We start from the raw sequence: 25124 nt of genomic DNA, 5'->3' as shown, positions 1-25124 counted from the left end.
GGATTAAACGGCGTGACGTTGCAGATTCGCCATCATCTCCTTCAACGCTTCCAGGTTGTCATTGGGGTGTACCGCATCTTCGAAATCACAGATCTGCTGCCAATGGGCGGCGACGTCTTCAGGCGAGAAACCTTTGCGCGGGTCGAAGCCGGCACCCAGGCTGCGCTCCCAGCGCACCTTGCCCATCCAACCGCCGCCTACTTCGAACAAACCGGAGGTTTCCTGGCAGGTTTCACTGGCCAGGTACACCACCAGCGGGCTGACGAGTTCTGGCTTGAGCTGTTCGAACACCTGCGGCGGGATCAGGCCCTCGGTCATGCGAGTACCGCCGGTAGGGGCGATGGCATTGACCAGGATATTGTTCTTGCGGCCTTCGATGGCCAGGGTGCGGGTCAGGCCATACAGACCGAGCTTGGCCATGCCGTAGTTGGATTGGCCGAAGTTGCCGTAGATACCAGACGTGGAGGCCGTGAAGATCACCCGCCCATAATTCTGCTCACGCAGGTGCGGCCAGGCGGCGCGGGTGACTTTGTAGGCGCCTTCGACATGAACGCGGTAGACCAGGTCCCAGTCGGCGTCGTCCATTTTGTGAAAGGTCTTGTCCCGCAGGATACCGGCGTTGTTGACCACCACATCGACCCGACCAAACACGTCGAGGGCATTTTGAACGAGTTTGTCGCCATCGGTGACTGAGTCGTGGTTGGCCTCGGCAATGCCGCCGGCTTCGCGAATTTCGGCGACCACCCGGTCCGCAGCCGAGGCATTGGCCCCTTCCCCTTGCGCCGAGCCGCCAAGGTCGTTGACCAATACTTTCGCGCCTTGCCTGGCGAACAACAGCGCATGGGCGCGCCCCAGGCCACCACCGGCTCCTGTGACGATCACGACTTTATCTTCGAAGCGCACAGATTCATTCATGGCAGAACTCCAGTAGGCCGACAGGACAATGAGCACGAGTGTCCGGCACAAGTCGGCCGGTCACAATCAACACGGTTGGAAGTGAATGGTGGCCGATAAGGTGGGGGGATGATGCAGGCCCACACCACAGCGGCATATTCGATTTCCCTGCTGGCAGAGGCACATGTGATGGATGTGCCGATGCCTTCGCGAGCAAGCCCGCTCCCACAGGTCTGCTCCTGCCGTGCTAAATCATCATGAACAAGCCATTTGTCTGCGCGGCGCCGCGATAGCTTCGCGAAATGCCAGATAGTGCTCAAGCACCAGCGCCGGTGCCTCGGTGTGCGGGTAGTGACCGATGTCGGGCAACAGCACCGTGTCCGGGTTAGGGATCAGGGCCTCATAGCGCGCCACCATGTGCTCACCGGAAATCGGGTCGACCGCGCCGTCGATCACCCGCAACGGTACCTCGCCGCGCTGCATCGCTTGTACCCAGCGATCTCGCTGCACACGCCGCTCGGGAATATAGGCGATGAGTTTGTGCATGATCCGCGGACCTCGATGGGTTTGCACCAGGCTCCAGAAGTCATCCAGCTCACTTTCTGTTGGGCCGGTCCTGGGGCCGAAAATCTGGTGAAAGCTTTTAACCAGGCTGTGTCGGGAGAACGCCCGCCCCAGCAGCCAGCCAAGGGGGCTGAGCAACAGTTTTTGCGCCAGTACCGGACGATGGGTTTCGGGGAACAGGCCGCCATTGAGAAATACACAACTGGCGATCTGGATGCGCGCCTCGCCATGCCGGGCAATCAGCTCCTGGGCCACGCTGTCACCGTAATCGTGGGCCAGCACATGCACCGCTTGCTTCACATTCAAATGCGCCAGCAGCGCCTGTTGCAGATCCGCCTGCTCCAGCAGGCTGTAGGCATGATCCATCGGCTTGGCGGAGTCGCCGAAACCGAGCATGTCACACGCAATCACCCGGTAGCGTTGCGCCAATGGCTGCCACAGGTAATGCCAATCCCAACTGGCGGTGGGGAAACCGTGGATCAGCAGCAGTGGCTCGCCCTGCCCCGCCACCCAGTAACGAATGGCATGACCACGGAACATGAAGGTCTGGCCGCGCTGGCGCCAGATGCGCAGGGGAATCTGGGCCAGAGGCATCAGCTTCTATAACCCGAATCTTGCTGGTCAAGTTTACGCAGCAGCGCCGGCCAGGCCAGTGCACCGCCCATGCCTTGGGCACTTCTGGTCACCCCGGCGATCATTGCCCGGGCGCCGGCCAGGATCTGCGGTTCGATGGCGATCAGTTCGGCACCACCGTTCTGGGCCAGGACCTGGATGTCACAGGCTCGCTGGAAGGTGAACATCATCAGGAAGGTATCGGCGATGGTGCCGCCGCATGTCAGCAGGCCATGGTTGTGCAGCATCAGGAAATTACTGTCGCCCAGGTCTGCCTGCAAACGTGCTTTTTCTTCATGATTCAAGGCCACCCCTTCGTACGCGTGATAGGCCAGGCTCGACAGCACGAACAGCGATTGCTGACTGATCGGCAGCACACCCTGCTTCTGTGCCGACACCGCGACACCGGCAGCAGTGTGGGTGTGCAACACACAGACCACATCATGACGCACCTCGTGCACCGCACTGTGGATGGTGTAGCCGGCCGGGTTGATCTCGTAAGGGCTGTCCATCAGTTTGTTGCCGGCCTGATCAACCTTGACCAGGCTTGACGCGGTGACTTCATGAAACATCAACCCGAACGGGTTGATCAGGAAATCTTCAGTGCCGGGGACTTTGGCAGAGATATGGGTGAAGATCAGGTCATCCCAGCCATGCAGGGCGACAAGCCGATAGCAGGCGGCAAGATCTACCCGGGTTTGCCATTCGGCCGCACTGACCTGATCTTTGATGCTGAGTGTTGATTGGACGGGCGCTACGCTCACGGCTCGGATCCCCTTGGTTTCTTATTATGTGAGTTTCTTATTATGTGAATCTGATCAAGAAACTTGATGCCCAAGAAGTCCAGTCTAGTCAGCTCTTGCGCAGGCGGTAGTTGCATTGGCAGCCAGCTTACTGGCCGAACGAGTCACCGCCCGTCCGTCAACGGCGCAAGGCGTCGATCAATTCAGCGAGCCATGGCTCGGCATCGGTTTCCGGGGTGACGCTTTCGCTGGCGTCCAGACGCAGCATCGGCAGCACCTCACCCACGCCCAACTCACCGAACAGCTCGCGCATCTGCTCGCCCCCGGCGCAGAACGTATCGCCATAGCTGGCATCGCCCAGGCCGATCACAGCGCCAGGCAAGCCGCGGAGGAACCCAGGCAATTGGTCGCGCAGCGTCGAATACAATGGCATCACGTTGTCCGGCAACTCACCCATGCCCGTCGTAGAGGTCACCGCCAGCAAGGCCTCTGGAGCAAATGCCTGAATCTGCGCCAGGGTGGCGCGAGGGTCGTGCCAGGCTTCAAAACCCGCGTCGCGAAACAGTTTGGCAGCGTGTCGGGCGACTTCTTCGGCGGTGCCATATACCGAGCCGGAAAGGATGGCGACTTTCATCAATCTGATCCTGAACCAAAATAAGAGAACCGCGATAGTAACAGCAGCACTCGCCGGGCTGCGAATAGCTCTCAACAAGCCAATAATGGCCAGTAGACAGCCTGTCGATTTCTTCTAGAATGTGCTTTAACAAGGATGTTTAAAGGGGCCCGCCATGATCAACGCTCATCTGATGCAACTGGTCATCAATGCTTCGAACGACGGTATTGTCATCGCCGAAAAAGAAGGCGACGAAGACAATATCCTGATCTACGTGAACCCAGCCTTCGAACGATTGACTGGTTATAACCGCGACGAAATCCTCTATCAGGATTGCCGATTCCTGCAATCGGGCGATCGCGACCAGCCCTCCCTCGAACTGATTCGCGATACCTTGAAGAAAGGTGGTGCGTGCCGAGAGGTGCTGCGCAACTACCGCAAGGATGGCACGCCATTCTGGAATGAACTGTCGTTATCAACGGTTAGAAGCGAGGCCGACGGCCATACCTATTTCGTCGGCGTCCAGAAAGACGTCACGGCCCAGGTCAAGGCCCAGCAGCGTATCGCCCAGTTGGAACAGCAACTGACCGAAGCCCGGGAAACAATTACTCGGCTCGAGGCGACGAACGGTACAAACAAAGCCGCGAATTAACGGTCAGTCACTACAATCACCAGTGAATATGTAAATCATCATTTCGAGTAGACCATGCAGCGCGATGCCCTCCTGACTCAGGATGAACTGGATTTCATCCGGACCATGCAGCACAACCCGCAGTTGAACGAGCGGGATGTCACGTCGAGCTTGCTGGTAAACGGTGGATCGCAAATCCGTGACCTGCTGACGCGCCTGGCGGCCAATGAGCAGGTTACGCTGCAAGCCAATTTTGAAAACCAGCAAATGACCTTCCCGTTGCATCTGGTGGAAGATGAATTCCATGCGATGCACCTGCGGTTGGGTGTGCCGAGTATCTACGAAGACGGACCGAAGGTACGCCCATGGCGCCTGGCCCTCGAGGAGCCAGTGGCTCTGGAAGATGCCCGGAGCCGGCCAGGACCTCTCTGGGTACACGAGGTGTCCTGTAAAGGCGTCTTGCTGGAAAGCCGCAGCCGGACCAAGCCACCCAAGCAATTCGCTTTGTGGTTCAGCCCGTCAGGCTACGAGAGAATTTCGTTGCGGGGCACCTTCGAACGGGAAACTGCTCAAGGTTTGTTTGCCTACCATCTGAGCCAGAATGACGAGGATGAGACCGAGCGCCTGCGTCAGTACATCCTTCAGCAGCACCGCCTGACCCATCCGGCCATGCATATCTAGTCCCCTGCTGCACAAACCGGGTATTACGTATCCAGAGTACCCGTCAATAATTGCCGCAAGCGCTGGCGCATCAACGTCCCTTCATTGCCCAGGCAACCGATCGACGAACCTGCCAGGCAGTCTTCAGCCAGATCGGACGCATCGCCGGCCAACATCAACGGACAATCCAGGCTCATCGCCAATTTACCCAAGCGTTTGGGTAACTCGGGGACCGGCGCATGATTGGACACCAGGACCAGCGCCAAAGGCTGGACCTTCTGGCACACCAGGGGCAGTTCGTTGAATGGCAGGCCGACCGTCAGCACCCTGACGCCTACTTCCGCCTTGGACAGATACAGCGCCGTGACCAGCAGCTCCAGCTCGCGGCACTGCCCGGCAATGGCGCTGACCAGGACCCGCCGCGATGTGCCTTCGCGCTTTAACAAGAGTCGCTGGATGATGCGCGAACGCAGGAAACCATCGAAAAACACCCATTCGCTGGCTTGCCCGAACGTCTGCTGGCGTTGCAGCAGTTGTCGCCAAAGCGGCATCAGGATGTCCTGAAAAATGACCGGTACTGTGTAGGTGGAGAAAATCTGCCCGTAGATGCGATCCAGCTCTATATCGTCAAAGTTGCCAACCGCATCCGCCACCTGTTGCTGCCACTGGGCGTAATCGGCGCTTACCAGATCAGATGAGATCAGTGCGGAGACCGGTTGCACCGACTCGGTCTTCGCCAGGATCTTGCCCACTTTACTGACCGCCACGCCACGCTCGATCCAGGCCAGGATGCTGCGCACCTTTTCGATATCGCCCAAGGAATACAGGCGATGCCCGCTTTCGGTGCGAGTGGGCTGGATCAGACCGTAGCGACGCTCCCATGCGCGCAGGGTTACAGGGTTCACACCGGTCAAGCGTGCCACTTCGCGGATGGGGAACAAGTCTTCCCGCTTGAAGGCACCCGACGCCTGGAAAACGAAGTTATCTTCTGTGATCACGCTCATTTTGGCAGACAAGTCCGGCTGGCAAATTGGATCCTAGTTTACTCCCTCCCAGTCATATGATGACAACAAGAAACATTACCGATATGCGGTTTTGTTGTATTTCGTTCGATCAGGAATAATCCTTGCGTGCTTTTTGGCGACCAGACGTTACCCACCACCCCGGGAGCGTCTCCCGCGAACGTCCTACCCGGAGTGCCGCGCCTTGTCTTACGGAGATACATAATGTCTACCTCACCCGTCACCCTGATGGTTGCCCGCCGCGTCGCCAACGGACGCTACCAGGACCTGATCGCCTGGCTGCGCGAGGGCGAACAACTGGCGACCGACTTTCCCGGCTACCTGGGTTCGGGCGTACTCGCCCCACCGCCCGAGGATGACGAGTTCCAGATCATTTTCCGCTTTGTCGACGAGCAGACCCTGCATGCCTGGGAACACTCCGCCTCGCGCACGGCTTGGCTGGGACGGGGCAGCGAGCTGTTTGCCGATCCTTCCGAACACCGGGTACGCGGTATCGATGGCTGGTTCGGCACGATTGGCCAGCGTCCGCCGCGCTGGAAGCAGGCCGTGGCCATCTGGCTCGCGTTCTTTCCCGTGTCGCTGTTGTTCAACTTCCTGTTGGGCCCCCTGCTGAGCGAGCTGGGCCTGTTGAGTCGCGTGCTCATCAGCACACTCATTTTGACGCCGCTGATGGTCTATCTGTTTATCCCGATGTCGACTCATCTGCTGGCGAATTGGCTAAACGGTGCGCCGCAACAGGCGTTGCCGGTCAAGCCGTCCACGCAGAATCATTAAGCTGCGCCGATGATCCTCTGTGGGAGCGGGCTTGCGTCGCTGTTATAGTTTTGCTCTTGCCGTGAACCGAGCCACCCTATGTCCAGCGCCACCGCACCGATCCTGATCACCGGCGCAGCCCAGCGCGTCGGCCTGCATTGCGCCCGACGCCTGCTTGAAGACGGGCAACCGGTGATCGCCACCTATCGTACCGAACGCCCGGGCGTGCAGATGCTGCGTGACCTGGGGGCGACGATGCTGTTCGCCGACTTGGCCAGCGAAGCCGGGATCCTGGGATTTATCGAACAGCTCAAACAGCACACCGACCGGTTGCGGGCCATCGTGCACAACGCCTCGGCGTGGCTGGCCGAGGCCCCGGGCGACGAAGCGAACGCGTTCAACGCCATGTTTGGCGTGCACATGCTCGCGCCTTACCTGATCAACCTGCATTGTGCCGAACTGCTGCAACGCTCGACTCCAGCGGATATCGTGCACATCAGCGATGATGTCACGCGCAAGGGCAGTAGCAAGCACATCGCCTATTGCGCCACCAAGGCCGGTCTCGAAAGCCTGACCCTGTCGTTTGCGGCCAAGTACGCGCCGGGCATCAAGGTCAACGGTATTGCCCCAGCCCTGCTACTGTTCAATCCCGAAGACGATGCCGCTTACCGCGCCAAGGCCCTGGCCAAGTCGGCGCTGGGTATCGAACCCGGCAGCGAAGTGATCTACCAGAGCCTGCGTTATCTGCTGGACAACCCCTATGTCACCGGCACGACCCTGACCGTCAACGGCGGGCGGCACGTCAAATAGCCTTGCTTCGAGGATGCCCCATGGCGTTATCCCTGCCCCAGAACTATCGCGAGATCCTCATCGGCCTGGGCGAAAACCCGGAGCGCGAAGGCTTGCTGGACACCCCGATGCGCGCGGCCAAGGCCATGCAGTACCTTTGCCACGGCTATGAGCAAAGCGTCGAGCAGATCGTCAACGGCGCCCTGTTCGCCTCCGACAGCGATGAAATGGTGATCGTCGCCGACATCGAACTCTATTCCCTGTGCGAACATCACCTGTTGCCCTTCATCGGCAAGGCCCATGTGGCTTATATTCCTACGGGAAAGGTCCTGGGGCTGTCGAAAATTGCCCGGCTGGTGGACATGTTCGCCCGCCGCCTGCAAATCCAGGAAAACCTCACCCGGCAAATCGCCGACGCGGTGCAACAGGTCACCCAAGCCGCTGGCGTCGCGGTGGTGATCGAAGCCCAGCACATGTGCATGATGATGCGCGGTGTCGAAAAACAGAACTCGACCATGAACACCTCGGTGATGCTCGGCGCCTTTCGCGATTCCAGCACCACCCGCCAGGAGTTCCTGCAATTGATTCGACGGAGCAAGTAAATGCCACAACTTCAGCCAGCGATGGCACGCATCAAGGTCAAGGACCTGCGCTTGCGCACCTTCATCGGCATCAACGAGGACGAGATCCTCAACAAGCAGGATGTGTTGATCAACCTGACCATTCTCTATGCCGCCCAGGAGGCAGTGCGCGACAACGACATCGACCACGCGCTGAACTACCGCACCATCACCAAGGCGATCATCGCCCACGTGGAAGGTAACCGTTTCGCCCTGCTCGAACGCCTGACCCAGGAATTGCTCGATCTGGTCATGGCCAATGCGTCGGTGCTGTATGCCGAAGTCGAAGTCGACAAGCCCCACGCCTTGCGATTTGCCGAGTCGGTGTCGATTACGCTTGCGGCGAGTCGCTGAGCTGTACGTTTTCAGCCCCAGGCCTCAAGCGGTAAACTTGTCACCACTGCAATCCATCCCGTCGCTTGAAGCGCACCGCTTGAAGCTGTCCGTCAGAGAACACCATGAACGATCAACAACGCCTCGAACTTGAAGCCGCCGCTTTCCGCCGGCTGGTTGCCCACCTGGACAGCCGCAAGGATGTGCAGAACATCGACCTGATGAACCTCGCCGGGTTCTGCCGCAACTGCCTGTCCAAGTGGTACAAGGCCGCCGCCGATGAACGCCAGATCGAGGTCAGCCTCGATGACGCCCGCGAAGTGGTTTACGGCATGCCGTACGCCGAGTGGAAAGCCCAATACCAGCAAGAAGCCAGCGCCGAACAGCAAGCGGCATTCGCCAAAGGAAAACCCGATGCTTGACCTGAACACCCTGCGCGCCAGCCTCAAGAGTGGCGAACACGCCTTTGCCGACACCCTGGCCTTTATCGCCGCCGGCTACGACTACCAGCCCCAGGCCTTCAACAATGGCGGCGTGGAAAATGCCGCCGGACAGAACGAAGGCTCCTGCAAGACCCTGGGTCTGGCACTGCTCGAAGGGCTGAGCGATGAAGAAGCGTTGCTGGCGTTTGGCGAACATTACCGCTCAGTGCTGGCTACGCCGCAAGACAGCGATCACGGCAATATCCGCGCGTTGATGGTCCACGGGTTGGCGGGTGTGAAGTTTGAGGCACAGCCGCTGCAACGGCGCTGATCTGAGCCCCCGCTCTGTGCGAGGCCCGCTTTTGTGGCGAGGGAGCTTGCTCCCGCTGGGCTGCGCAGCAGACCCAAGCAGCCAAACTCAATTTGCCTGACGCACCGGGTTGCAGGCTTCGGGGCCGCTTCGCGCCCCAGCGGGAGCAAGCTCCCTCACCACGGGCTGCCTCCCAGGTAAGCGACACCTGCCCACATCCCGACTTTTAAGATTGACCCGGCAACTTTATTTCGTTTGCCGGGCCCCTCTGCTCGCGGCTTAGATAAAGGAAATCTTTCCTTCGTCCGAGCCGTTATCCATGAGCAGCGAAACCATCAGCCAGTCGATTTCCATCGTGCACCCCGTCAGCCTCAGCCACGGCAAAAACGCCGAGGTCTGGGACACCGATGGCAAGCGCTACATCGATTTCGTCGGCGGAATCGGCGTGTTGAACCTCGGCCATTGCCATCCGCGCATCGTCGACGCCATCCGTGAACAAGCCACCCGGCTGACCCACTACGCGTTCAACGCCGCGCCCCATGCGCCCTACATTGAGTTGATGGAGCGCCTGGCGGCATTTGTCCCGGTGGATTACCCGGTCAGCGGCATGCTCACCAACAGCGGCGCCGAGGCGGCGGAAAACGCCTTGAAAATCGTACGCGGCGCCACCGGCCGCACCGCCGTCATTGCGTTTGATGGCGCCTTTCACGGTCGCACCCTGGCCACCCTCAACCTCAACGGCAAGGTCGCCCCCTACAAACAGAAAGTCGGCGTATTGCCCGGACCGGTGTATCACCTGCCCTACCCCAGCCAGGACAACGGCGTCACCTGCGCGGAGGCCTTGAAGGCCATGGAGCGGCTGTTCAGCGTCGAGATCGACGTGAACGACGTCGCCTGTTTCATCGTCGAGCCGGTGCAGGGCGAAGCCGGTTTCCTGGCGATGGACGTGTCTTTCGCCCAAGCCCTGCGGCAGTTTTGCGACGACAAAGGCATCGTGCTGATCATCGATGAAATCCAGTCCGGCTTCGGCCGCACCGGCAAGCGTTTTGCGTTCTCGCGACTGGGCATCGAGCCCGACCTGATCCTGCTGGGCAAAAGCATCGCCGGCGGCGTGCCCCTCGGCGCGGTGGTCGGGCGCAAGGCGTTGCTGGACAACCTGCCCAAGGGCGGACTCGGCGGCACCTATTCCGGCAACCCCATCGCCTGCGCCGCCGCACTGGCGACCCTGGACGAGATGAGCGACGCGAACCTGCAAGCGTGGGGCACGCAACAGGAAGAAGCGATCGTCAGTCGCTACGCATCCTGGCGCAGCCGTGGGCTGACACCTTACCTGGGCCGCCTGACCGGCGTCGGCGCCATGCGCGGCATCGAACTGGCCCACGCCGACGGCACCCCCGCTGCGGCGCAATTGACCCAACTGCTGGCCCTGGCCCGGGAGTCCGGTTTGCTGCTGATGCCCAGCGGTAAATCACGGCACATCATTCGGCTGCTGGCACCGTTGACCACCGAGGCGCCGGTGTTGGAAGAGGGCTTGGATATTCTCGAGGCGTGCCTGGCGAAGCTGGCCTGAAATACGGTGTTTCTGACCACAGGGGTTCGCCGGCAGATTTCCAGGCACAAAAAAACCGGCCGAAGCCGGTTTTTTCAAGCCTGACGGATCAGAACGAAGCGTTCTGCAGGCCGTCCAGGTAACGCTCGGTGTCCAGGGCCGCCATGCAACCAGCGCCGGCCGAGGTGATAGCCTGGCGGTAGACGTGGTCAGCCACGTCGCCAGCGGCGAAGACGCCTTCAACGCTGGTGGCGGTAGCGTTACCGTCGCGGCCGCCCTTGACCACCAGGTAGCCGTCCTTGAGTTCCAGCTGGCCTTCGAACAACGAGGTGTTCGGCGTATGGCCGATGGCGATGAAGACGCCGTCGACTTTGATTTCATCAAAGCTGCCGTCGTTGTTCTTCAGGCGGGCACCGGTCACGCCCATGTTGTCACCCAGCACTTCGTCCAGGGTCGCGTTGAGCTTGAGGATGATCTTGCCTTCGGCCACACGGGCATGGAGCTTGTCGATCAGGATCTTCTCGGCGCGGAAGGTTTCACGACGGTGGATCAGGGTGACCGTGCTGGCGATGTTGGCCAGGTACAGGGCTTCCTCGACGGCGGTGTTGCCGCCACCGACCACGGCCACCGGCTTGTTGCGGTAGAAGAAACCGTCGCAGGTGGCGCAGGCGGAAACCCCTTTGCCCATGAAAGCTTCTTCCGACGGCAGGCCCAGGTAACGAGCGCTGGCACCGGTGGCGATGATCAGGGCATCGCAAGTGTAGGTCGCGCTGTCGCCGGTCAGGGTGTACGGCTTGGCGGCAAAATCCACGGCATTGATATGGTCGAAAACGATCTCGGTTTCGAAGCGCTCGGCGTGTTCCTTCATCCGCTCCATCAACGCCGGGCCAGTCAGGCCATGGACGTCGCCCGGCCAGTTGTCGACTTCGGTGGTGGTGGTCAATTGACCGCCGGCCTGCATGCCGGTGATCAGCAGTGGCTTGAGGTTGGCACGGGCCGCATAAACCGCAGCGCTGTAACCGGCAGGGCCGGAACCGAGAATAATCACTCGCGAATGACGGACTTCAGACATGACCTGCTCCTGTTGACCGGACCTTGCGGGCCGGAACGCCGGGTGAGCGGCGCGAATAAAAAAGGACCGTTGATGCACTTGGGGAAGGCTTGGGTTCCACAGTCCTGAAAAAGATTGGGTGCAGCGTATCGAGGGAGCGAAGATTAAGGAAATACGGATTAACAATCCAGCTCATAGGTGAGCTCTATCCGCAGCGGGCCTTTTAATAGGGACGTCCCTTCCCATAAACCTTTGTTACACGCCGTGTCGCCGCTTTCCCGCGCCGGGCAAAGTCGGTAAGGTCGGCGCGTTCACCTTCGCTTGGAGCTTGTCATGCCCGCCCCCGTCCTGTCCGGCCCGCAATATTTGCGCGAGGGTCTCAAGTTGGTCCTCAGCCCGGGCCTGCGTTTGTTTGTACTCCTGCCGCTGGTAATCAACCTGGTGCTGTTCGTCGGATTGATTTACCTGGCCGGCCATCAGTTCAGCCTATGGGTCGATACGCTGATGCCATCGCTGCCGGACTGGCTGAGCTTCCTCAGCTACGTCCTCTGGCCGCTGTTCGTGGTACTGGTGGTGCTGATGGTGTTTTTCACCTTCACCATGCTCGCCAACATCATCGCCGCGCCATTCAACGGTTTTCTCGCCGAGAAAGTCGAAGTGGTCATCCGTGGCACCGACGACTTCCCGGCCTTCAGTTGGGGCGAGTTGGTCGCCATGATTCCCCGTACGTTGTCCCGTGAGGCACGCAAACTCGGCTATTTCCTGCCCCGCGCCCTCGGGTTGTTCGTGCTGTCGTTCATCCCGGTGGTCAATCTCGTCGCCGCACCGCTGTGGCTGCTGTTCGGTGTATGGATGATGGCGATCCAGTACATCGACTACCCGGCGGACAACCACAAGCTGGGCTGGAACGAAATGCTCGCCTGGCTGCGGGAAAAACGCTGGCAGAGCCTGGGCTTTGGCGGCAGCGTTTACCTGGTACTGCTGATCCCGGTGGTCAACATCCTGATGATGCCGGCGGCGGTGGCCGGGGCGACGTTGTTCTGGGTGCGCGAGCAAGGCGCCGAGACCGCGTTGGCCCGCCAGGGCTGAATCGGTCACAAATCCATCATCCTGGCGTCACAATGACGAAATGGCCCCGGTCGACACTGGGGTCATGACCACACACCTGCACATCACCCTCGTCACTGAAACCTTCCCGCCGGAAATCAACGGTGTGGCCAATACTCTTGGCCGCCTGTACGACGGCCTGCGCGCCTGCGGCCACCAGGTGGAACTGATACGACCGCGCCAGGCCGGCGACCCACGCCAGGCCAGTGACGATCAGTTGTTGTGCCGGGGCTGGCCGCTGCCGGGGTATCCGGGTTTGCAGTGGGGCCAGGCTTCGGTGCACAAACTGTTGCGGCGCTGGAAACGTCATCGCCCGGACGTGCTGTACATCGCCACGGAAGGCCCGCTGGGTTTGTCGGCGTTGCGCGCGGCGCGGCGCCTGGGCATCTCGGTGGTCAGCGGTTTCCACACCAATTTCCAGCAATACACCCAGCAGTACGGCTTCGGGTTGTTGAGTCGCGTGCTCACCCATTACCTGCGCTGGTTCCACAACCGCTCCAGCCTGACCCTGGTACCCAGCCTCAGCCAGCGCCTGGAACTGGAGCGGCGCCATTTCGAACGCGTAGCGCTGTTGTCCCGCGGTGTGGACAGTCAGCTGTTTCATCCGGTCAAACGCTCGGCAAGCCTGCGTGAAGCCTGGGGCCTGGGCGATGACGACATCGCGGTGATCCATGTCGGGCGTCTGGCCCAGGAAAAAAACCTCGGGCTGCTCAAGCGCAGTTTCGACACGCTGTGCGGCGCTTTCCCACAGCGGCGGCTGAAACTGGTCGTGGTCGGTGACGGCCCGTTGCGCTCCGCGCTGGAACACGCACTGCCCGACGCGATCTTTTGTGGCTCCCAGCGTGGCGAGGCGTTGGCCAGCCATTATGCGTCCGGGGATGTGTTTGTCTTTCCGAGCCTGACCGAAACCTTCGGCAATGTCGTATTGGAAGCGCTGGCGTCCGGACTGGCCGTGGTGGCCTACGATCAGGCCGCGGCGGCGCAGCATATCCGCCATGGCTACAACGGTGTGCTGGCGATGCCAGGGGATGAAGAAGCCTTCTGCGACGCAGCCCGTTGGCTGCTGGAGGGGCGCGAGGCGCTGCGCTGCGTGCGGCTCAATGCGCGCCAGCATGCCAGTCGCCAGGGTTGGGCGTCGGTGATCGAGCAGTTCGAGGCGCAGTTGCGCGGGGTTTGTCAGAGCGAATTACCATTGCCGCAAGCAGTGTCGCCACGCTGAAAAGCATCGCGGGCAAGCCTTGCTCCCACATGGATCTTCAGTGAACACATTACTTGTGAACAACTGATAATCCTGTGGGAGCAAGGCTTGCCCGCGATGAGGCCCTGGAAGGCGCCGCTTAAACCAACGTCATCAACGCCTCACGACTGAACGGCAGAATCTCCTGCTCACGCCCTTCACGCACTTTCTGCGCCCAGTCCGGGTCCACCAGCAGCGCACGCCCCACTGCCACCAGGTCGAACTCATCGTTGTTCAAGCGCTCCAGCAGTTTCTCCAGGCTGGCCGGTTGTGCGACTTTGTCGGTGTTGACCATGAACTGCAGGAACTCGCCATCCAGACCGACACTGCCGACGGTGATGGTGGGCTTGCCAGTGAGCTTGCGGGTCCAGCCGGCCAGGTTCAACTCGGAGCCTTCGAATTCCGGCTCCCAGAAGCGCCGTGTCGAACAGTGGAAAATATCCACACCGGCGTCGGACAACGGCTTGAGAAACTCGCCCAAGGCTTCCGGGGTTTGCACCAGGCGCGCGGTGTAATCCTGCTGTTTCCATTGAGAGAAACGGAAAATGATCGGGAAGCCTTCGCCCACCGCTGCACGCACGGCACGGATCAATTCGATCGCGAAGCGCGAACGATTGGCCAGGCTGCCGCCGTAACCGTCGGTGCGCTGGTTGCTGCCCGCCCAGAAAAACTGGTCGACCAGATAGCCGTGGGCGCCGTGGATCTCCACGCCGTCCATGCCGACGCTCTGGGCGTCTTTCGCTGCCTGGGCGAATGCGGCGATGACTTCATCGATATCGGCCTGGGTCATGCCGTGAACCACGACCTGGCCGTCCTTGAGCTTCTCGGTCGGGCCATAACCCGGCACGCTGGCATCGGGTTCGGTCCCGGTGCGACGCACACTGCCCACATGCCACAACTGCGGAACGATCTTGCCGCCTTCGGCGTGCACGGCATCAACCACTTTTTTCCAACCGGCCAGCGCCGCTTCGCCATAGAAATGCGGCACGTTCGGATAACCATTGGAGGCCTTGTGCCCGACGGTGGTGCCCTCGGTGATGATCAGGCCGACCCCGGCCGCCGCGCGGCGACGGTAGTACTCGACCACCTTGGCATTTGGCACGCCGCCCGGCGAAAAAGAACGGGTCATCGGTGCCATCACTACCCGGGTCGGCAGCTCGAACGCACCGAGGTGGAAGGGTTTGAACAGGGCTTTTACAGGCATGAGGCACTCCACGGGACAAAGTCGCAGGTCGATATGACGAGGATAATATTGGGAGTGCCGAGTGCTGGGTAGCACTATTGATTTGGGTGATTAAGGATCAGAAGAAAGCGGAGAGGCGATGGCCCAAACGCAACATCTGTGGCGAGGGAGCTTGCTCCCACAGCGGGGATAAATCCCCTCGCCACAGGGTTGCTGGCTAGCTTTCAGGCCAACGCTTTTTCGATCGCCTGGATCACGACAGGATCATCCGGCGCCATGCGCGGCGAAAAACGCGCCAGCACCCGACCGTCCTTGCCGAGCAGGAATTTTTCGAAGTTCCAGGTAATGTCCCCGGGAAACTCCGCGCCCTCGCCCGCCAGCAGGCGGTACAACTGATGACGATCATGACCATTGACGTCCAGTTTGCTGGACAACGGGAACGTCACGCCATAGTTGAGGCTGCAGAACTCCTGGATTTCCTGCTCGGTCCCAGGTTCCTGCCCGGCGAACTGATTGCAGGGCAAGCCCAGGACGGTAAAGCCTTTGGCCTTGTATTGCTGATAGAGATTTTCCAGCGCAGCGTACTGCGGCGTCAGGCCACATTTGGAGGCGACGTTGACCACCAGCACGACTTGCCCCTTGAAAGGCGCCAGAGCAAGCTCCTGACCATCCAGGGCTTTGAGTTTAAGGTCGTGAAAAGCACTCATGACGAACTCCAGATTTGCGATCTTTTCGAAACAGCCACGGATGATGCTAACAGCAACCGACTAAAAAGGCGCCGCATGGCGCCTTTCCAGTTCACTTGAGCGTAGCGCACAAATCAGTGGTGATGGCCACCTTCGCCATGGACGTGACCATGGGCGATTTCTTCCTGGCTGGCGTCACGAATGTCGACGATCTTGACTTTGAAGTTCAAGCGCTGGCCGGCCAACGGGTGGTTGCCGTCAACCGTGACATCGTCGCCTTCCAGGTCGCGGATGGTGACGATTTGCATCTGGCCATCGGGCGCCGATGCGTGGAACTGCATGCCTACTTCCAGCTCATCCACGCCTTCGAACATGCTGCGGCTCAGGGTGCTGACCAGTTCGGCGGAGTACTCGCCGTAAGCGTCTTCCGGTTCAACGGTAACGTCGAGGTCGTCACCGACAGTTTTGCCTTCCAGGGCTTTTTCCAAACCCTGGATGATGTTGCCTGCGCCATGCAGGTAGACCAGCGGAGCGCCGCCGGCAGAGCTGTCGATGACCTCACCAGCGTCGTTGGTCAGGGTATAGTCGATGGAGACAGCCTTATTGGCGGCGATCAGCATGGGGCGAGACCTTTTGCATAAGAATGAAGAACGGACAAGTCTAAACAAGGATTTGCCCGAAAGCGAACGGAACCCGGACAAACGGGCTTGCTCGAACAGACCGACGGTCACCGGTTTCCACCAGGACGAGGATGGGCATTGGGTAGCCGAGCTGTCCTGCGGCCACACCCAGCACCTGCGCCACCAGCCACCGTGGCAATCCCGGGCCTGGGTGCTGGACCCGGCGCAACGTCTTGAAAAAATAGGCCAGTCCTTTGACTGCGGCTGGTGCGCACAGGCCCCGGTTAGCGATAACCTTGGCGACTGAATTGACGGTAGACGGCAGTTATAGCCTCGCCCTTGCCATGCACCTTTAGAGAATCCGCATGCAAACTTTTTTTATCGCGCCCACCGATTTTGGTGTGGGTCTGACCTCCATCAGCCTCGGGCTGGTGCGTACCCTCGAACGGGCCGGGCTCAAAGTCGGCTTTTTCAAACCCATCGCCCAGCCCCATCCCGGCGATACCGGGCCGGAACGCTCCACTGAACTGGTGGCCCGTACCCACGGCCTCAAGCCGCCGCAACCCCTGGGCCTGGCTCACGTCGAGCGCATGCTTGGCGACGGCCAGCTCGATGAACTGCTGGAAGAAATCATCACCCTTTACCAACAGGCCGCCATCGGCAAGGACGTGCTGGTCGTCGAGGGCATGGTCCCGACCCGCAATGCCAGTTACGCCGCCCGGGTCAACCTGCACCTGGCCAAGAGCCTGGACGCCGAGGTCATCCTGGTGTCGGCCCCGGAAAACGAAGTGCTGACCGAGCTGTCCGGTCGGGTGGAATTGCAGGCGCAGTTGTTCGGCGGGCCGAAAGATCCGAAAGTCCTCGGGGTAATCCTGAACAAGGTCCGCACCGACGAAAGCATGGAGGCGTTTTCCGCACGCCTCAAGGAACACTCGCCCCTGCTGCGCAGCGGCGATTTCCGCCTGTTGGGCTGCATCCCGTTCCGCCCCGAACTCAACGCCCCGCGCACCCGCGACGTAGCCGACCTGATGGGCGCGCAAGTGCTCAATGCCGGCGACTACGAGACCCGGCGCATGAGCAACATCATCATTTGCGCCCGCACCATGCGCAACACCGTGGAACTGCTCAAGCCCGGCGTGCTGGTGGTGACCCCCGGCGATCGCGACGACATCATCCTGGCGGTGAGCCTGGCTGCGATCAACGGCGTGCCGCTGGCCGGCCTGCTGCTGACCAGCGACACGCTGCCCGACCCGCGCATCATGGACCTGTGTCGCGGCGCGTTGCAGGCCGGGTTGCCTGTACTGTCGGTGAGCACCGGCTCCTATGACACCGCCAACCTGCTCAACGGCCTGAACAAGGAAATCCCGATCGACGACCGCGAACGCGCCGAGATCATCACCGATTTTGTCGCCAGCCACCTGGACGCCAAGTGGCTGCATCAGCGCTGCGGCACACCACGGGAAATGCGCCTGTCGCCCGCGGTATTCCGTTATCAACTGATCCAGCGCGCCCAGGCCGCCAACAAACGCATCGTGCTGCCTGAAGGCAGCGAACCGCTGACCGTACAAGCTGCCGCCATTTGCCAGGCCCGGGGCATCGCCCGTTGCGTGCTGCTGGCCAAACCGGCCGACGTCGAGGCCGTAGCCCGCGCCCAAGGCATCGAATTACCGCCAGGGCTGGAGATTCTCGACCCGGATTCGATTCGCGAGCGTTACGTCGAACCCATGGTACGCCTGCGCAAGAGCAAGAGCCTGAACGCGCCAATGGCCGAGCAGCAACTGGAAGACACCGTGGTGATCGGCACCATGATGCTGGCGCTCGATGAGGTGGACGGACTGGTGTCCGGCGTCATTCACTCCACCGCCAACACCATCCGCCCGGCCCTGCAACTGATCAAGACCGCACCGGGTTGCTCCCTGGTGTCCTCGGTGTTTTTCATGCTGTTCCCTGAGGAAGTACTGGTCTACGGCGACTGCGTGATGAACCCGCACCCCAGCGCGGCGGAACTGGCGGAAATCGCCCTGCAAAGCGCTGACTCGGCCGCCGCGTTCGGCATCACGCCACGGGTGGCGATGCTCAGCTATTCCAGCGGCGAGTCGGCCAGTGGCGAGGAAGTGGAGAAAGTCCGCGAAGCCACCCTGCTGGCCCATGAAGCGCAACACGGCTTGCTGATCGACGGCCCACTGCAATACGACGCCGCCGCCAACGAAACCGTGGCGCGGCAACTGGCACCCAACAGTCAGGTGGCCGGCCGCGCGACGGTCTTCATCTTCCCGGACCTGAACACCGGCAACACCACCCACAAGGCCGTGCAACGCAGCGCCGATTGCGTCAGCCTCGGGCCGATGCTGCAAGGCCTGCGCAAACCGGTGAACGACTTGCCGCGCGGCGCCCAGGTCGACGACATCGTGTACACCATCGCCCTGACCGCGATCCAAGCCGCCAACCGACCCATGGATACTTAAATGCTGGACTTCCTGCCTGCCCCACTGCGCGGCGTGATTGCCTCGCTGCTGTTGGCGCTCAACACCATCGCCTGCTGCACGCCGTTGTTCATCGTGGCGATTTTCAAACTGCTACTGCCCTTCCCCGCCGCCCAGCGCTGCACCGACTGGCTGATGGGCCACATCCACGAAGCCTGGATCAGCAACAACAAGGCCTGGATGAACCTGCTGCGCCGCACCCGCTGGCACCTCAGCGGCCTGGAAGGCCTGGACTACCAGCACTCGTACCTGATCACCAGCAATCACCAGAGCTGGGTCGACATCATGGTGTTGCAGTACGTGCTGAACCGGCGCATCCGCCCGTTGAAGTTCTTCCTCAAGCAGGAACTGATCTGGGTGCCCGTGATCGGCCTGGCCTGGTGGGCACTGGGCTTCCCGTTCATGAAGCGTTACTCCAAGGCTTACCTGGAGAAGCATCCGGAAAAGAAAGGCAAAGACCTGGAAACCACCCGCAAGACCTGCGCGAAGTTTCGCAACAACCCGGTGGGCATCTTCAACTTCGTCGAAGGCACACGCTTTACCGAGGGCAAGCATGCCCAGCAGCAGTCACCGTTTCGCTACCTGCTCAAGCCCAAGGCCGGGGGCATCGCGTTTGTGCTCGACGCCATGGGTGAGCAGTTGGAGTCGATCATCAACGTGACGATTCATTATCCGGGCGGTCGTCCGGGGTATTGGGATTTGCTCTGCGGCAACGTGGATGAGGTGGTGGTGCATTTCCAGGAACTGCCGATCCCGCCGCAGTTCATCGGGAAAAACTACGACCAGGACGGGGCGTATCGCCTGGAGTTCCAGGGCTGGATCAACCAGTTGTGGCAGGACAAGGATGCGTTGCTTGCGCAGATGCATCGCGAGTATCCAGACCGCCACTAACTTCCCCTGTGGGAGCGGGCTTGCTCGCTCCCACAGTTGACCGCGTTGAAGTCCAGATAAATGAAACAGCCCGCAGATGATTGCTCACCTGCGGGCTTTTTACTGACAGCAGCGTTGGTTAGATCGCCCCGCGCTTGCGCAGCAGATCCAGTACCTGCTTGACGCTTTCTTCCAGCGTCAGCGACTGGGTGTCGATCACCAGATCGGCATCCAACGGCACGTCGTACGGGAAGGATTCGCCCGGGATGTTGTCGCCAGCAGCGGCGTACAGCCCTTGCGGATCACGCTGGGCGCAGACCGTTGGCGAGGCCTGGACGTAGACCGTCAGCAGACGCTCCCGGCCGATCAGGTCTTTGGCCTGTTCACGCCCTTCGGCATTCGGCGCAACGAACGCGGCGAGGGTCAGCAGGCCGGCTTCGTTGAACTGACGCGCGACGTGGGCCGCCCGACGCCAATTCTCGGTACGCCCGGCACGGTCCTGTGGCAGGCCCTTGTTCAAGTCATGGCGCAGGTTCTGGCCATCGAGGACGAAGACCGCACGGCCCATGTCGAACAACTTGCGTTCCACCGCATAAGCCAGCGTGCTTTTGCCAGCGCCCGACAGGCCACTGAACAGCACCGTGGCCGGTTGCTGGCCGAAGCGCTGGGCGCGCTCTTCCACCGACACATGGGCCAGTTTGCCGTGGTGCGTGCTGCTGCCGTGAGCCAGCGGCTGGGCGACGATCATGCCGGCACCGACCGTGCCATTGGTCAGGCGATCGATGATGATGAACGCGCCAGTGGTGCGATTGCTCTCGTAACCGTCCAGGGCGATCGGCGCATCCAGGGCGATCTTCACCTTGCCGATTTCGTTGAGCTGCAACGCGCTGGCAGGACCTTCTTCCAGGGTGTTCACATCGACTTTGTTGACGATGCTGGCAATCGAGCCCGGCACATAGCTGGTGGCGCGCTTGATGTCGTATTTCTTGCCCGGCAGCATCGGCTCTTCAGCCATCCATACCAGCATCGCTTCGAAGCTGTCGGTCACCGGCGGCACATTGTCGGCATGCACCAGCAGGTCGCCACGGGAGATGTCGATCTCATCTTCCATGGTCAGCGTCACCGCTTGACCAGGACCGGCATGCTCCAGCTCGCCTTCGAAGGTGACGATGGATTTCACCCGGCTGCTCTTGCCCGACGGCAGTACCACCACTTCGTCGCCCTTGTGCACGATGCCGCTGGCGAGGGTGCCGGCGAAACCGCGGAAGTTCAGGTTCGGACGGTTGACGTACTGCACCGGGAAACGCAGGTCGGTGAAGTTGCGGTCGCCCGCCACTTCCACGGTCTCGAGGATTTCCATCAGCGACTGACCGGTGTACCACGGCGAGCGCTCGGACTTGTTCACCACGTTGTCGCCCTTGAGGGCAGACATCGGCACGAAGTGCATGCTGGTAGGCTTCATCTTCAAGCCTTCGGCGAACTTCAGGTAGTCGGCCTTGATCGACTCGAACACGCCCTGGTCGAAGTCCTTGAGGTCCATCTTGTTGATGGCCACGACGATGTGCTTGATGCCCAGCAACGAGGCGATGAAGCTGTGGCGACGGGTCTGGGTCTGCACGCCGTAGCGGGCGTCTACCAGGATGATCGCCAGGTCACAGGTGGACGCACCGGTGGCCATGTTGCGGGTGTACTGCTCATGGCCCGGGGTATCGGCGATGATGAATTTGCGCTTGGCGGTAGAAAAATAGCGGTACGCGACATCGATGGTGATGCCTTGCTCGCGCTCGGCCTGCAGGCCGTCGACCAGCAACGCCAGGTCGATGTCATCACCGGTGGTGCCAACTTTTTTCGAATCGCGGGTGATCGCTTCCAGGTGATCTTCGTAGATCATCTTGGAGTCGTGCAGCAGGCGCCCGATCAGGGTGCTCTTGCCGTCGTCGACGTTACCGCAGGTCAGGAAACGCAGCAGCTCTTTGCGCTCGTGCTGGCCCAGGTAGGCGAGGATGTCCTCGCTGATCAAATCAGATTGATGCGACATGACAACCCCTTAGAAATAACCTTGACGTTTTTTATCTTCCATCGAGCCTGCGCCATCGTGGTCGATGACCCGGCCCTGGCGCTCGGAAGTTCGCGTCAGGAGCATTTCCTGGATGATGTCCGTCAGGCTTTCAGCCTCGGACTCCACCGCGCCCGTCAACGGGTAGCAGCCAAGGGTACGGAAACGCACTTTCTTTTTGACGATGCGGGCTTTGTCTTCGTCGGACAGGTGCTCGAGGATGCGCTCGTCGTCGATCATGATCAGCGTGCCGTTCTTCTCGATCACTTCACGCTCGGCGGCGAAGTACAGCGGCACGATCGGGATGCCTTCGAGGTAGATGTACTGCCAGATGTCCAGCTCGGTCCAGTTCGACAGCGGGAATACGCGGATCGACTCGCCCTTGTTGACCTTGCCGTTGTAGACGTTCCACAGCTCCGGGCGCTGGTTCTTCGGGTCCCAGCGGTGCTTGCTGTCGCGGAACGAATACACACGCTCCTTGGCGCGGGATTTCTCTTCATCGCGACGGGCACCGCCGAACGCTGCGTCGAAACCATATTTGTCCAAAGCCTGTTTGAGGCCTTCGGTCTTCATGATGTCGGTGTGCTTGGCACTGCCGTGGGTAAACGGGTTGATGCCCTGCGCCACGCCGTCCGGGTTCACATGGGTGATCAGGTCCAGGCCCAGCTCTTCGACCATGCGATCGCGGAACTTGTACATTTCCTGGAATTTCCAGCGGGTGTCGACGTGCATCACCGGAAACGGCAGCTTGCCGGGGAAGAACGCCTTGCGTGCCAGGTGCAGCATCACGGCGGAGTCTTTACCGATGGAGTACAGCATCACCGGGTTATCGAACTCGGCGGCCACCTCGCGGATGATGTGGATGCTTTCCGCCTCCAGCTGTTTCAGATGCGTCAGTTTGTCGACCATGGCTACTCACGAAAACTTTCTTATGAACGGCCAGCGGGCCGTGTTCGAGCGGGGAATCCTAGCACAGCGACCTCTTCTAATCAGGGCGCCAACTAGATCGAAACAGCATATGGATATGCCTGGTGGTTCGGGCGTTGCGCGTAGACTCTGTGGGAGCAAAGCTTGCTCGCGATAGCAGTGTTGCATGTGCCGACGTCATCGCGAGCAAGCGTTGCTCCCACAGGCCCGGTCCCACATTCAGTTCAGCGTTAGTCAGATTGGATTCGGGCAATCAATAAAGATGTGTTCCAGGGCAAAGCGTCGCGCCAGGTAATCACCCAATGCCTGCACACCGTAGCGCTCAGTCGCGTGGTGCCCGGCGGCGATGAAGCTGATGCCGTTTTCCCGGGCGCTGTGGAAGGTCTGCTCCGATGCCTCGCCGCTGAGGTACAGGTCCACCCCGGCCAGCACCGCCTGATCGATATAGCCCTGGCCGCCGCCAGTGCACCAGCCGACCCGGCGGATCATCTGCTCGCCTTCGATCAACAACGGCTCGCGGCCCATGACTTCCTGGACCTTGCGGGCGAAATCCCGGGGCGTCATCGGTTCGGACAGGGAACCGACCAGGCCGACAATCTTGGGATTCTCCGGATCCAGCGGCCCCTCGACGGTGATGTCCAACTGGCGGGCCAGTTGCACGTTGTTGCCCACCTCAGCATGCAGATCCAGCGGCAAGTGATAGGCCAGCAGGCTGATGTCATGCTTGAGCAACGTTTTCAGGCGACGCTGCTTCATGCCAGTGACACAGGGGTTCTCGCCCTTCCAGAAGTAGCCGTGATGCACCAGTATCAGGTCGGCGTCGGCCTCTACGGCGGCATCGAGCAGCGCCTGGCTGGCGGTGACGCCACTGACGATGCGCGTCACCTGGGGCGCGCCTTCGACCTGCAGGCCATTGGGGCAATAATCGGCAATCCGGCTGCTTGCCAGGTAACGGTCCGCTTCTTCGACCAGGGTGCTCAGGGCTACGGCCATGAAAAGACTCCTAAATATCCCGTTCAGAGGCGCGCGCGGCCTCGTATAATGCGCGTCATTATGGGCGGTCTCATCCCGCCTGCAACCTTTGTAGGACGTGCTTAATGCTCAAGGCGCTGCGTTTTTCCGGCTGGCCGCTGTTGGCCGGCGTGCTTGTCGCTCTACTGATTATCCAGCGTTACCCGGAATGGGTCGGGCTGCCGAGCCTCGACGTCAACTTGCAGCAGGCGCCGCAAACCAAGGCGGTGCAACAGGGGCCGGTGTCCTACGCCGATGCCGTAACCACCGCCGCGCCGGCCGTGGTGAACCTGTACACCACCAAGGTCATCAACAAACCCAGCCATCCGCTGTTCGAAGACCCGCAATTCCGGCGTTTCTTCGGCGACAACTCGCCCAAGCAGAAGCGCATGGAGTCGAGCCTGGGGTCGGGCGTGATCATGAGCCCGGAAGGTTATATCCTGACCAACAACCACGTCACCAGCGGTGCCGATCAGATCGTGGTAGCCCTCAAGGACGGTCGTGAAACCCTGGCCCGGGTGATCGGCAGCGACCCGGAAACCGATCTCGCGGTGCTGAAGATCGACCTCAAGAACCTGCCGGCCATTACCATCGGCCGCTCCGACAGCATCCGCATCGGCGACGTGACCCTGGCCATCGGCAACCCGTTCGGCGTCGGCCAGACCGTGACCATGGGTATCATCAGCGCCACCGGGCGCAACCAGTTGGGCCTGAACAACTACGAAGACTTCATCCAGACCGATGCCGCGATCAACCCCGGCAACTCCGGCGGTGCGCTGGTGGATGCCAACGGCAACCTCACCGGGATCAACACGGCGATCTTCTCCAAGTCCGGCGGCAGCCAGGGCATCGGTTTCGCCATTCCGGTGAAACTGGCCATGGAAGTGATGAAGTCCATCATTGAACACGGCCAAGTGATTCGTGGCTGGTTGGGCATTGAAGTGCAGCCGCTGACCCAGGAACTGGCGGAATCCTTCGGTCTCTCCGGTCGTCCCGGGATCGTGGTGGCGGGGATTTTCCGCGACGGCCCGGCGCAAAAAGCCGGCCTGCAACTGGGCGACGTGATCCTGAGCATCGACGGCGAACCGGCCGGCGATGGTCGCCGCTCGATGAACCAGGTGGCGCGGATCAAGCCCACCGACAAAGTCACCATCCAGGTGATGCGCAATGGCAAGGAGCTCAAGCTCACCGCGGAAATAGGCCTGCGCCCACCGCCGGCACCGGTGGCGGTGAAGGAAGAACAGTAGGCCGGTCATAACAGCCTTCCAAAATCCCCTGTGGCGAGGGAGCTTGCTCCCTTGCCACAGAAACAGCGTCCGGCTCTACTTATCCTGAAATTATAGATAGCATAAATTCTCATTAGTAGTGTTATATTGTT

27 protein-coding genes are annotated in these 25124 nt (G+C 60.8%); 15 read left to right on the top strand and 12 right to left on the bottom strand.

Annotation, left to right across the window (positions count from 1 at the left end):
* Positions 1-3 precede the first annotated feature (3 nt).
* The 4 genes from ACWNZ1_RS19215 to ACWNZ1_RS19200 form a co-directional block, all read right to left on the bottom strand.
* Positions 4-915, bottom strand: coding sequence for an SDR family oxidoreductase (locus ACWNZ1_RS19215; protein ID WP_135843744.1), 912 nt, complete (start codon positions 913-915; stop codon positions 4-6).
* Positions 916-1149: 234 nt separating this feature from the next.
* Positions 1150-2052, bottom strand: coding sequence for an alpha/beta fold hydrolase (locus ACWNZ1_RS19210; RefSeq protein WP_135843743.1), 903 nt, complete (start codon positions 2050-2052; stop codon positions 1150-1152).
* Positions 2052-2834, bottom strand: coding sequence for a class II aldolase/adducin family protein (locus ACWNZ1_RS19205; protein WP_135843742.1), 783 nt, complete (start codon positions 2832-2834; stop codon positions 2052-2054). Before ACWNZ1_RS19205 ends, ACWNZ1_RS19210 begins: the two co-directional genes overlap by 1 nt.
* Before the next feature lie 157 nt (positions 2835-2991).
* Positions 2992-3447 (bottom strand): flavodoxin, encoded by a 456-nt coding sequence (locus tag ACWNZ1_RS19200; protein WP_135843741.1) that lies wholly within the window; start codon positions 3445-3447, stop codon positions 2992-2994.
* Between the two features lie 154 nt (positions 3448-3601).
* Between ACWNZ1_RS19200 and ACWNZ1_RS19195 the strand changes: the two genes are divergently transcribed.
* Together ACWNZ1_RS19195 and ACWNZ1_RS19190 are read left to right on the top strand one after the other, a co-directional pair.
* Positions 3602-4078, top strand: a complete 477-nt coding sequence (locus tag ACWNZ1_RS19195) for a PAS domain-containing protein (RefSeq protein WP_135843740.1) — start codon at positions 3602-3604, stop codon at positions 4076-4078.
* A gap of 54 nt (positions 4079-4132) precedes the next feature.
* The gene (locus tag ACWNZ1_RS19190) at positions 4133-4738 is read left to right on the top strand and encodes a hypothetical protein (RefSeq protein WP_135843739.1); all 606 of its coding nucleotides are present in this window, start codon (positions 4133-4135) and stop codon (positions 4736-4738) included.
* A 23-nt stretch (positions 4739-4761) separates the two neighbouring features.
* On the opposite strand, the gene ACWNZ1_RS19185 is transcribed toward ACWNZ1_RS19190, so the two are convergent.
* Positions 4762-5721, bottom strand: a complete 960-nt coding sequence (locus tag ACWNZ1_RS19185) for a MerR family transcriptional regulator (RefSeq protein WP_135843738.1) — start codon at positions 5719-5721, stop codon at positions 4762-4764.
* 222 nt (positions 5722-5943) lie between these two features.
* Here ACWNZ1_RS19185 and ACWNZ1_RS19180 point away from each other — a divergent pair, with 222 nt between their 5' ends.
* From ACWNZ1_RS19180 to ACWNZ1_RS19150, 7 genes are all read left to right on the top strand, one after another.
* Positions 5944-6513 carry an antibiotic biosynthesis monooxygenase gene (locus ACWNZ1_RS19180; protein WP_135843737.1) on the top strand — a complete coding sequence of 190 codons (570 nt, stop codon included), beginning with the start codon at positions 5944-5946 and terminating at the stop codon, positions 6511-6513.
* A 78-nt stretch (positions 6514-6591) separates the two neighbouring features.
* Positions 6592-7302 (top strand): dihydromonapterin reductase, encoded by a 711-nt coding sequence (folM, locus tag ACWNZ1_RS19175; RefSeq protein WP_135843736.1) that lies wholly within the window; start codon positions 6592-6594, stop codon positions 7300-7302.
* 20 nt (positions 7303-7322) lie between these two features.
* On the top strand, positions 7323-7883 hold the full coding sequence (folE, locus tag ACWNZ1_RS19170) for a GTP cyclohydrolase I FolE (RefSeq protein ID WP_135843735.1): 561 nt from the start codon (positions 7323-7325) through the stop codon (positions 7881-7883).
* Positions 7884-8255, top strand: a complete 372-nt coding sequence (gene folX, locus ACWNZ1_RS19165) for a dihydroneopterin triphosphate 2'-epimerase (protein ID WP_135843734.1) — start codon at positions 7884-7886, stop codon at positions 8253-8255.
* A gap of 104 nt (positions 8256-8359) precedes the next feature.
* Positions 8360-8656 carry a DUF1244 domain-containing protein gene (locus ACWNZ1_RS19160; RefSeq protein ID WP_076383573.1) on the top strand — a complete coding sequence of 99 codons (297 nt, stop codon included), beginning with the start codon at positions 8360-8362 and terminating at the stop codon, positions 8654-8656.
* Positions 8649-8987 carry a HopJ type III effector protein gene (locus ACWNZ1_RS19155; RefSeq protein ID WP_135843733.1) on the top strand — a complete coding sequence of 113 codons (339 nt, stop codon included), beginning with the start codon at positions 8649-8651 and terminating at the stop codon, positions 8985-8987. The genes ACWNZ1_RS19160 and ACWNZ1_RS19155 overlap by 8 nt, the downstream gene beginning before the upstream one ends.
* A gap of 298 nt (positions 8988-9285) precedes the next feature.
* Complete coding sequence (locus tag ACWNZ1_RS19150) at positions 9286-10536, top strand: 2-aminoadipate transaminase (protein ID WP_256454273.1); 1251 nt, start codon at positions 9286-9288, stop codon at positions 10534-10536.
* An 88-nt stretch (positions 10537-10624) separates the two neighbouring features.
* On the opposite strand, the gene trxB is transcribed toward ACWNZ1_RS19150, so the two are convergent.
* Positions 10625-11587 (bottom strand): thioredoxin-disulfide reductase, encoded by a 963-nt coding sequence (gene trxB, locus ACWNZ1_RS19145; RefSeq protein WP_135843731.1) that lies wholly within the window; start codon positions 11585-11587, stop codon positions 10625-10627.
* Between the two features lie 312 nt (positions 11588-11899).
* On the opposite strand from trxB, the gene cysZ reads away from it, so the two are divergent.
* Complete coding sequence (gene cysZ, locus ACWNZ1_RS19140) at positions 11900-12655, top strand: sulfate transporter CysZ (RefSeq protein WP_135843730.1); 756 nt, start codon at positions 11900-11902, stop codon at positions 12653-12655.
* A gap of 40 nt (positions 12656-12695) precedes the next feature.
* Positions 12696-13892, top strand: coding sequence for a glycosyltransferase family 4 protein (locus ACWNZ1_RS19135; RefSeq protein ID WP_135843729.1), 1197 nt, complete (start codon positions 12696-12698; stop codon positions 13890-13892).
* Between the two features lie 118 nt (positions 13893-14010).
* On the opposite strand, the gene ACWNZ1_RS19130 is transcribed toward ACWNZ1_RS19135, so the two are convergent.
* The 3 genes from ACWNZ1_RS19130 to ACWNZ1_RS19120 form a co-directional block, all read right to left on the bottom strand.
* A complete protein-coding gene (locus tag ACWNZ1_RS19130; protein WP_135843728.1) occupies positions 14011-15114 on the bottom strand; it encodes an NADH:flavin oxidoreductase in 1104 nt (367 codons plus the stop codon).
* Between the two features lie 203 nt (positions 15115-15317).
* Positions 15318-15800, bottom strand: a complete 483-nt coding sequence (locus ACWNZ1_RS19125; RefSeq protein WP_135843727.1) for a glutathione peroxidase — start codon at positions 15798-15800, stop codon at positions 15318-15320.
* Between the two features lie 113 nt (positions 15801-15913).
* Entirely contained in the window at positions 15914-16399 is a 486-nt protein-coding gene (locus ACWNZ1_RS19120; RefSeq protein WP_003178049.1) for an FKBP-type peptidyl-prolyl cis-trans isomerase, read from the bottom strand.
* On the opposite strand from ACWNZ1_RS19120, the gene ACWNZ1_RS19115 reads away from it, so the two are divergent.
* The 3 genes from ACWNZ1_RS19115 to ACWNZ1_RS19105 are packed head-to-tail and all read left to right on the top strand — an operon-like array spanning position 16368 to position 19773.
* Positions 16368-16706: a DUF3565 domain-containing protein gene (locus tag ACWNZ1_RS19115; protein WP_135843726.1), complete on the top strand. Its 339-nt coding sequence runs from the start codon at positions 16368-16370 to the stop codon at positions 16704-16706. The two genes, ACWNZ1_RS19120 and ACWNZ1_RS19115, sit on opposite strands and share 32 nt — an antisense overlap.
* Before the next feature lie 58 nt (positions 16707-16764).
* Entirely contained in the window at positions 16765-18864 is a 2100-nt protein-coding gene (gene pta / locus ACWNZ1_RS19110; protein WP_135843725.1) for a phosphate acetyltransferase, read from the top strand.
* Complete coding sequence (locus ACWNZ1_RS19105; protein WP_456027806.1) at positions 18865-19773, top strand: acyltransferase; 909 nt, start codon at positions 18865-18867, stop codon at positions 19771-19773.
* 118 nt (positions 19774-19891) lie between these two features.
* Here the strand turns inward: ACWNZ1_RS19105 and cysN are convergent, their stop codons facing one another.
* From cysN to ACWNZ1_RS19090, 3 genes are all read right to left on the bottom strand, one after another.
* On the bottom strand, positions 19892-21790 hold the full coding sequence (cysN, locus tag ACWNZ1_RS19100; RefSeq protein ID WP_135843723.1) for a sulfate adenylyltransferase subunit CysN: 1899 nt from the start codon (positions 21788-21790) through the stop codon (positions 19892-19894).
* A gap of 9 nt (positions 21791-21799) precedes the next feature.
* A complete protein-coding gene (cysD, locus tag ACWNZ1_RS19095; protein ID WP_003178041.1) occupies positions 21800-22717 on the bottom strand; it encodes a sulfate adenylyltransferase subunit CysD in 918 nt (305 codons plus the stop codon).
* Between the two features lie 252 nt (positions 22718-22969).
* On the bottom strand, positions 22970-23728 hold the full coding sequence (locus ACWNZ1_RS19090) for a Nif3-like dinuclear metal center hexameric protein (protein ID WP_135843722.1): 759 nt from the start codon (positions 23726-23728) through the stop codon (positions 22970-22972).
* A gap of 104 nt (positions 23729-23832) precedes the next feature.
* Between ACWNZ1_RS19090 and algW the strand changes: the two genes are divergently transcribed.
* Positions 23833-24993 carry a Do family serine endopeptidase AlgW gene (gene algW / locus ACWNZ1_RS19085; protein ID WP_135843721.1) on the top strand — a complete coding sequence of 387 codons (1161 nt, stop codon included), beginning with the start codon at positions 23833-23835 and terminating at the stop codon, positions 24991-24993.
* The last annotated feature ends 131 nt before the right edge of the window (positions 24994-25124 follow it).

Source organism: Pseudomonas sp. CFBP 5748, from assembly GCF_053850495.1.
Note: the sequence above shows the minus strand (reverse complement) of the source record. Positions and strands in the feature narration are given on the sequence as shown.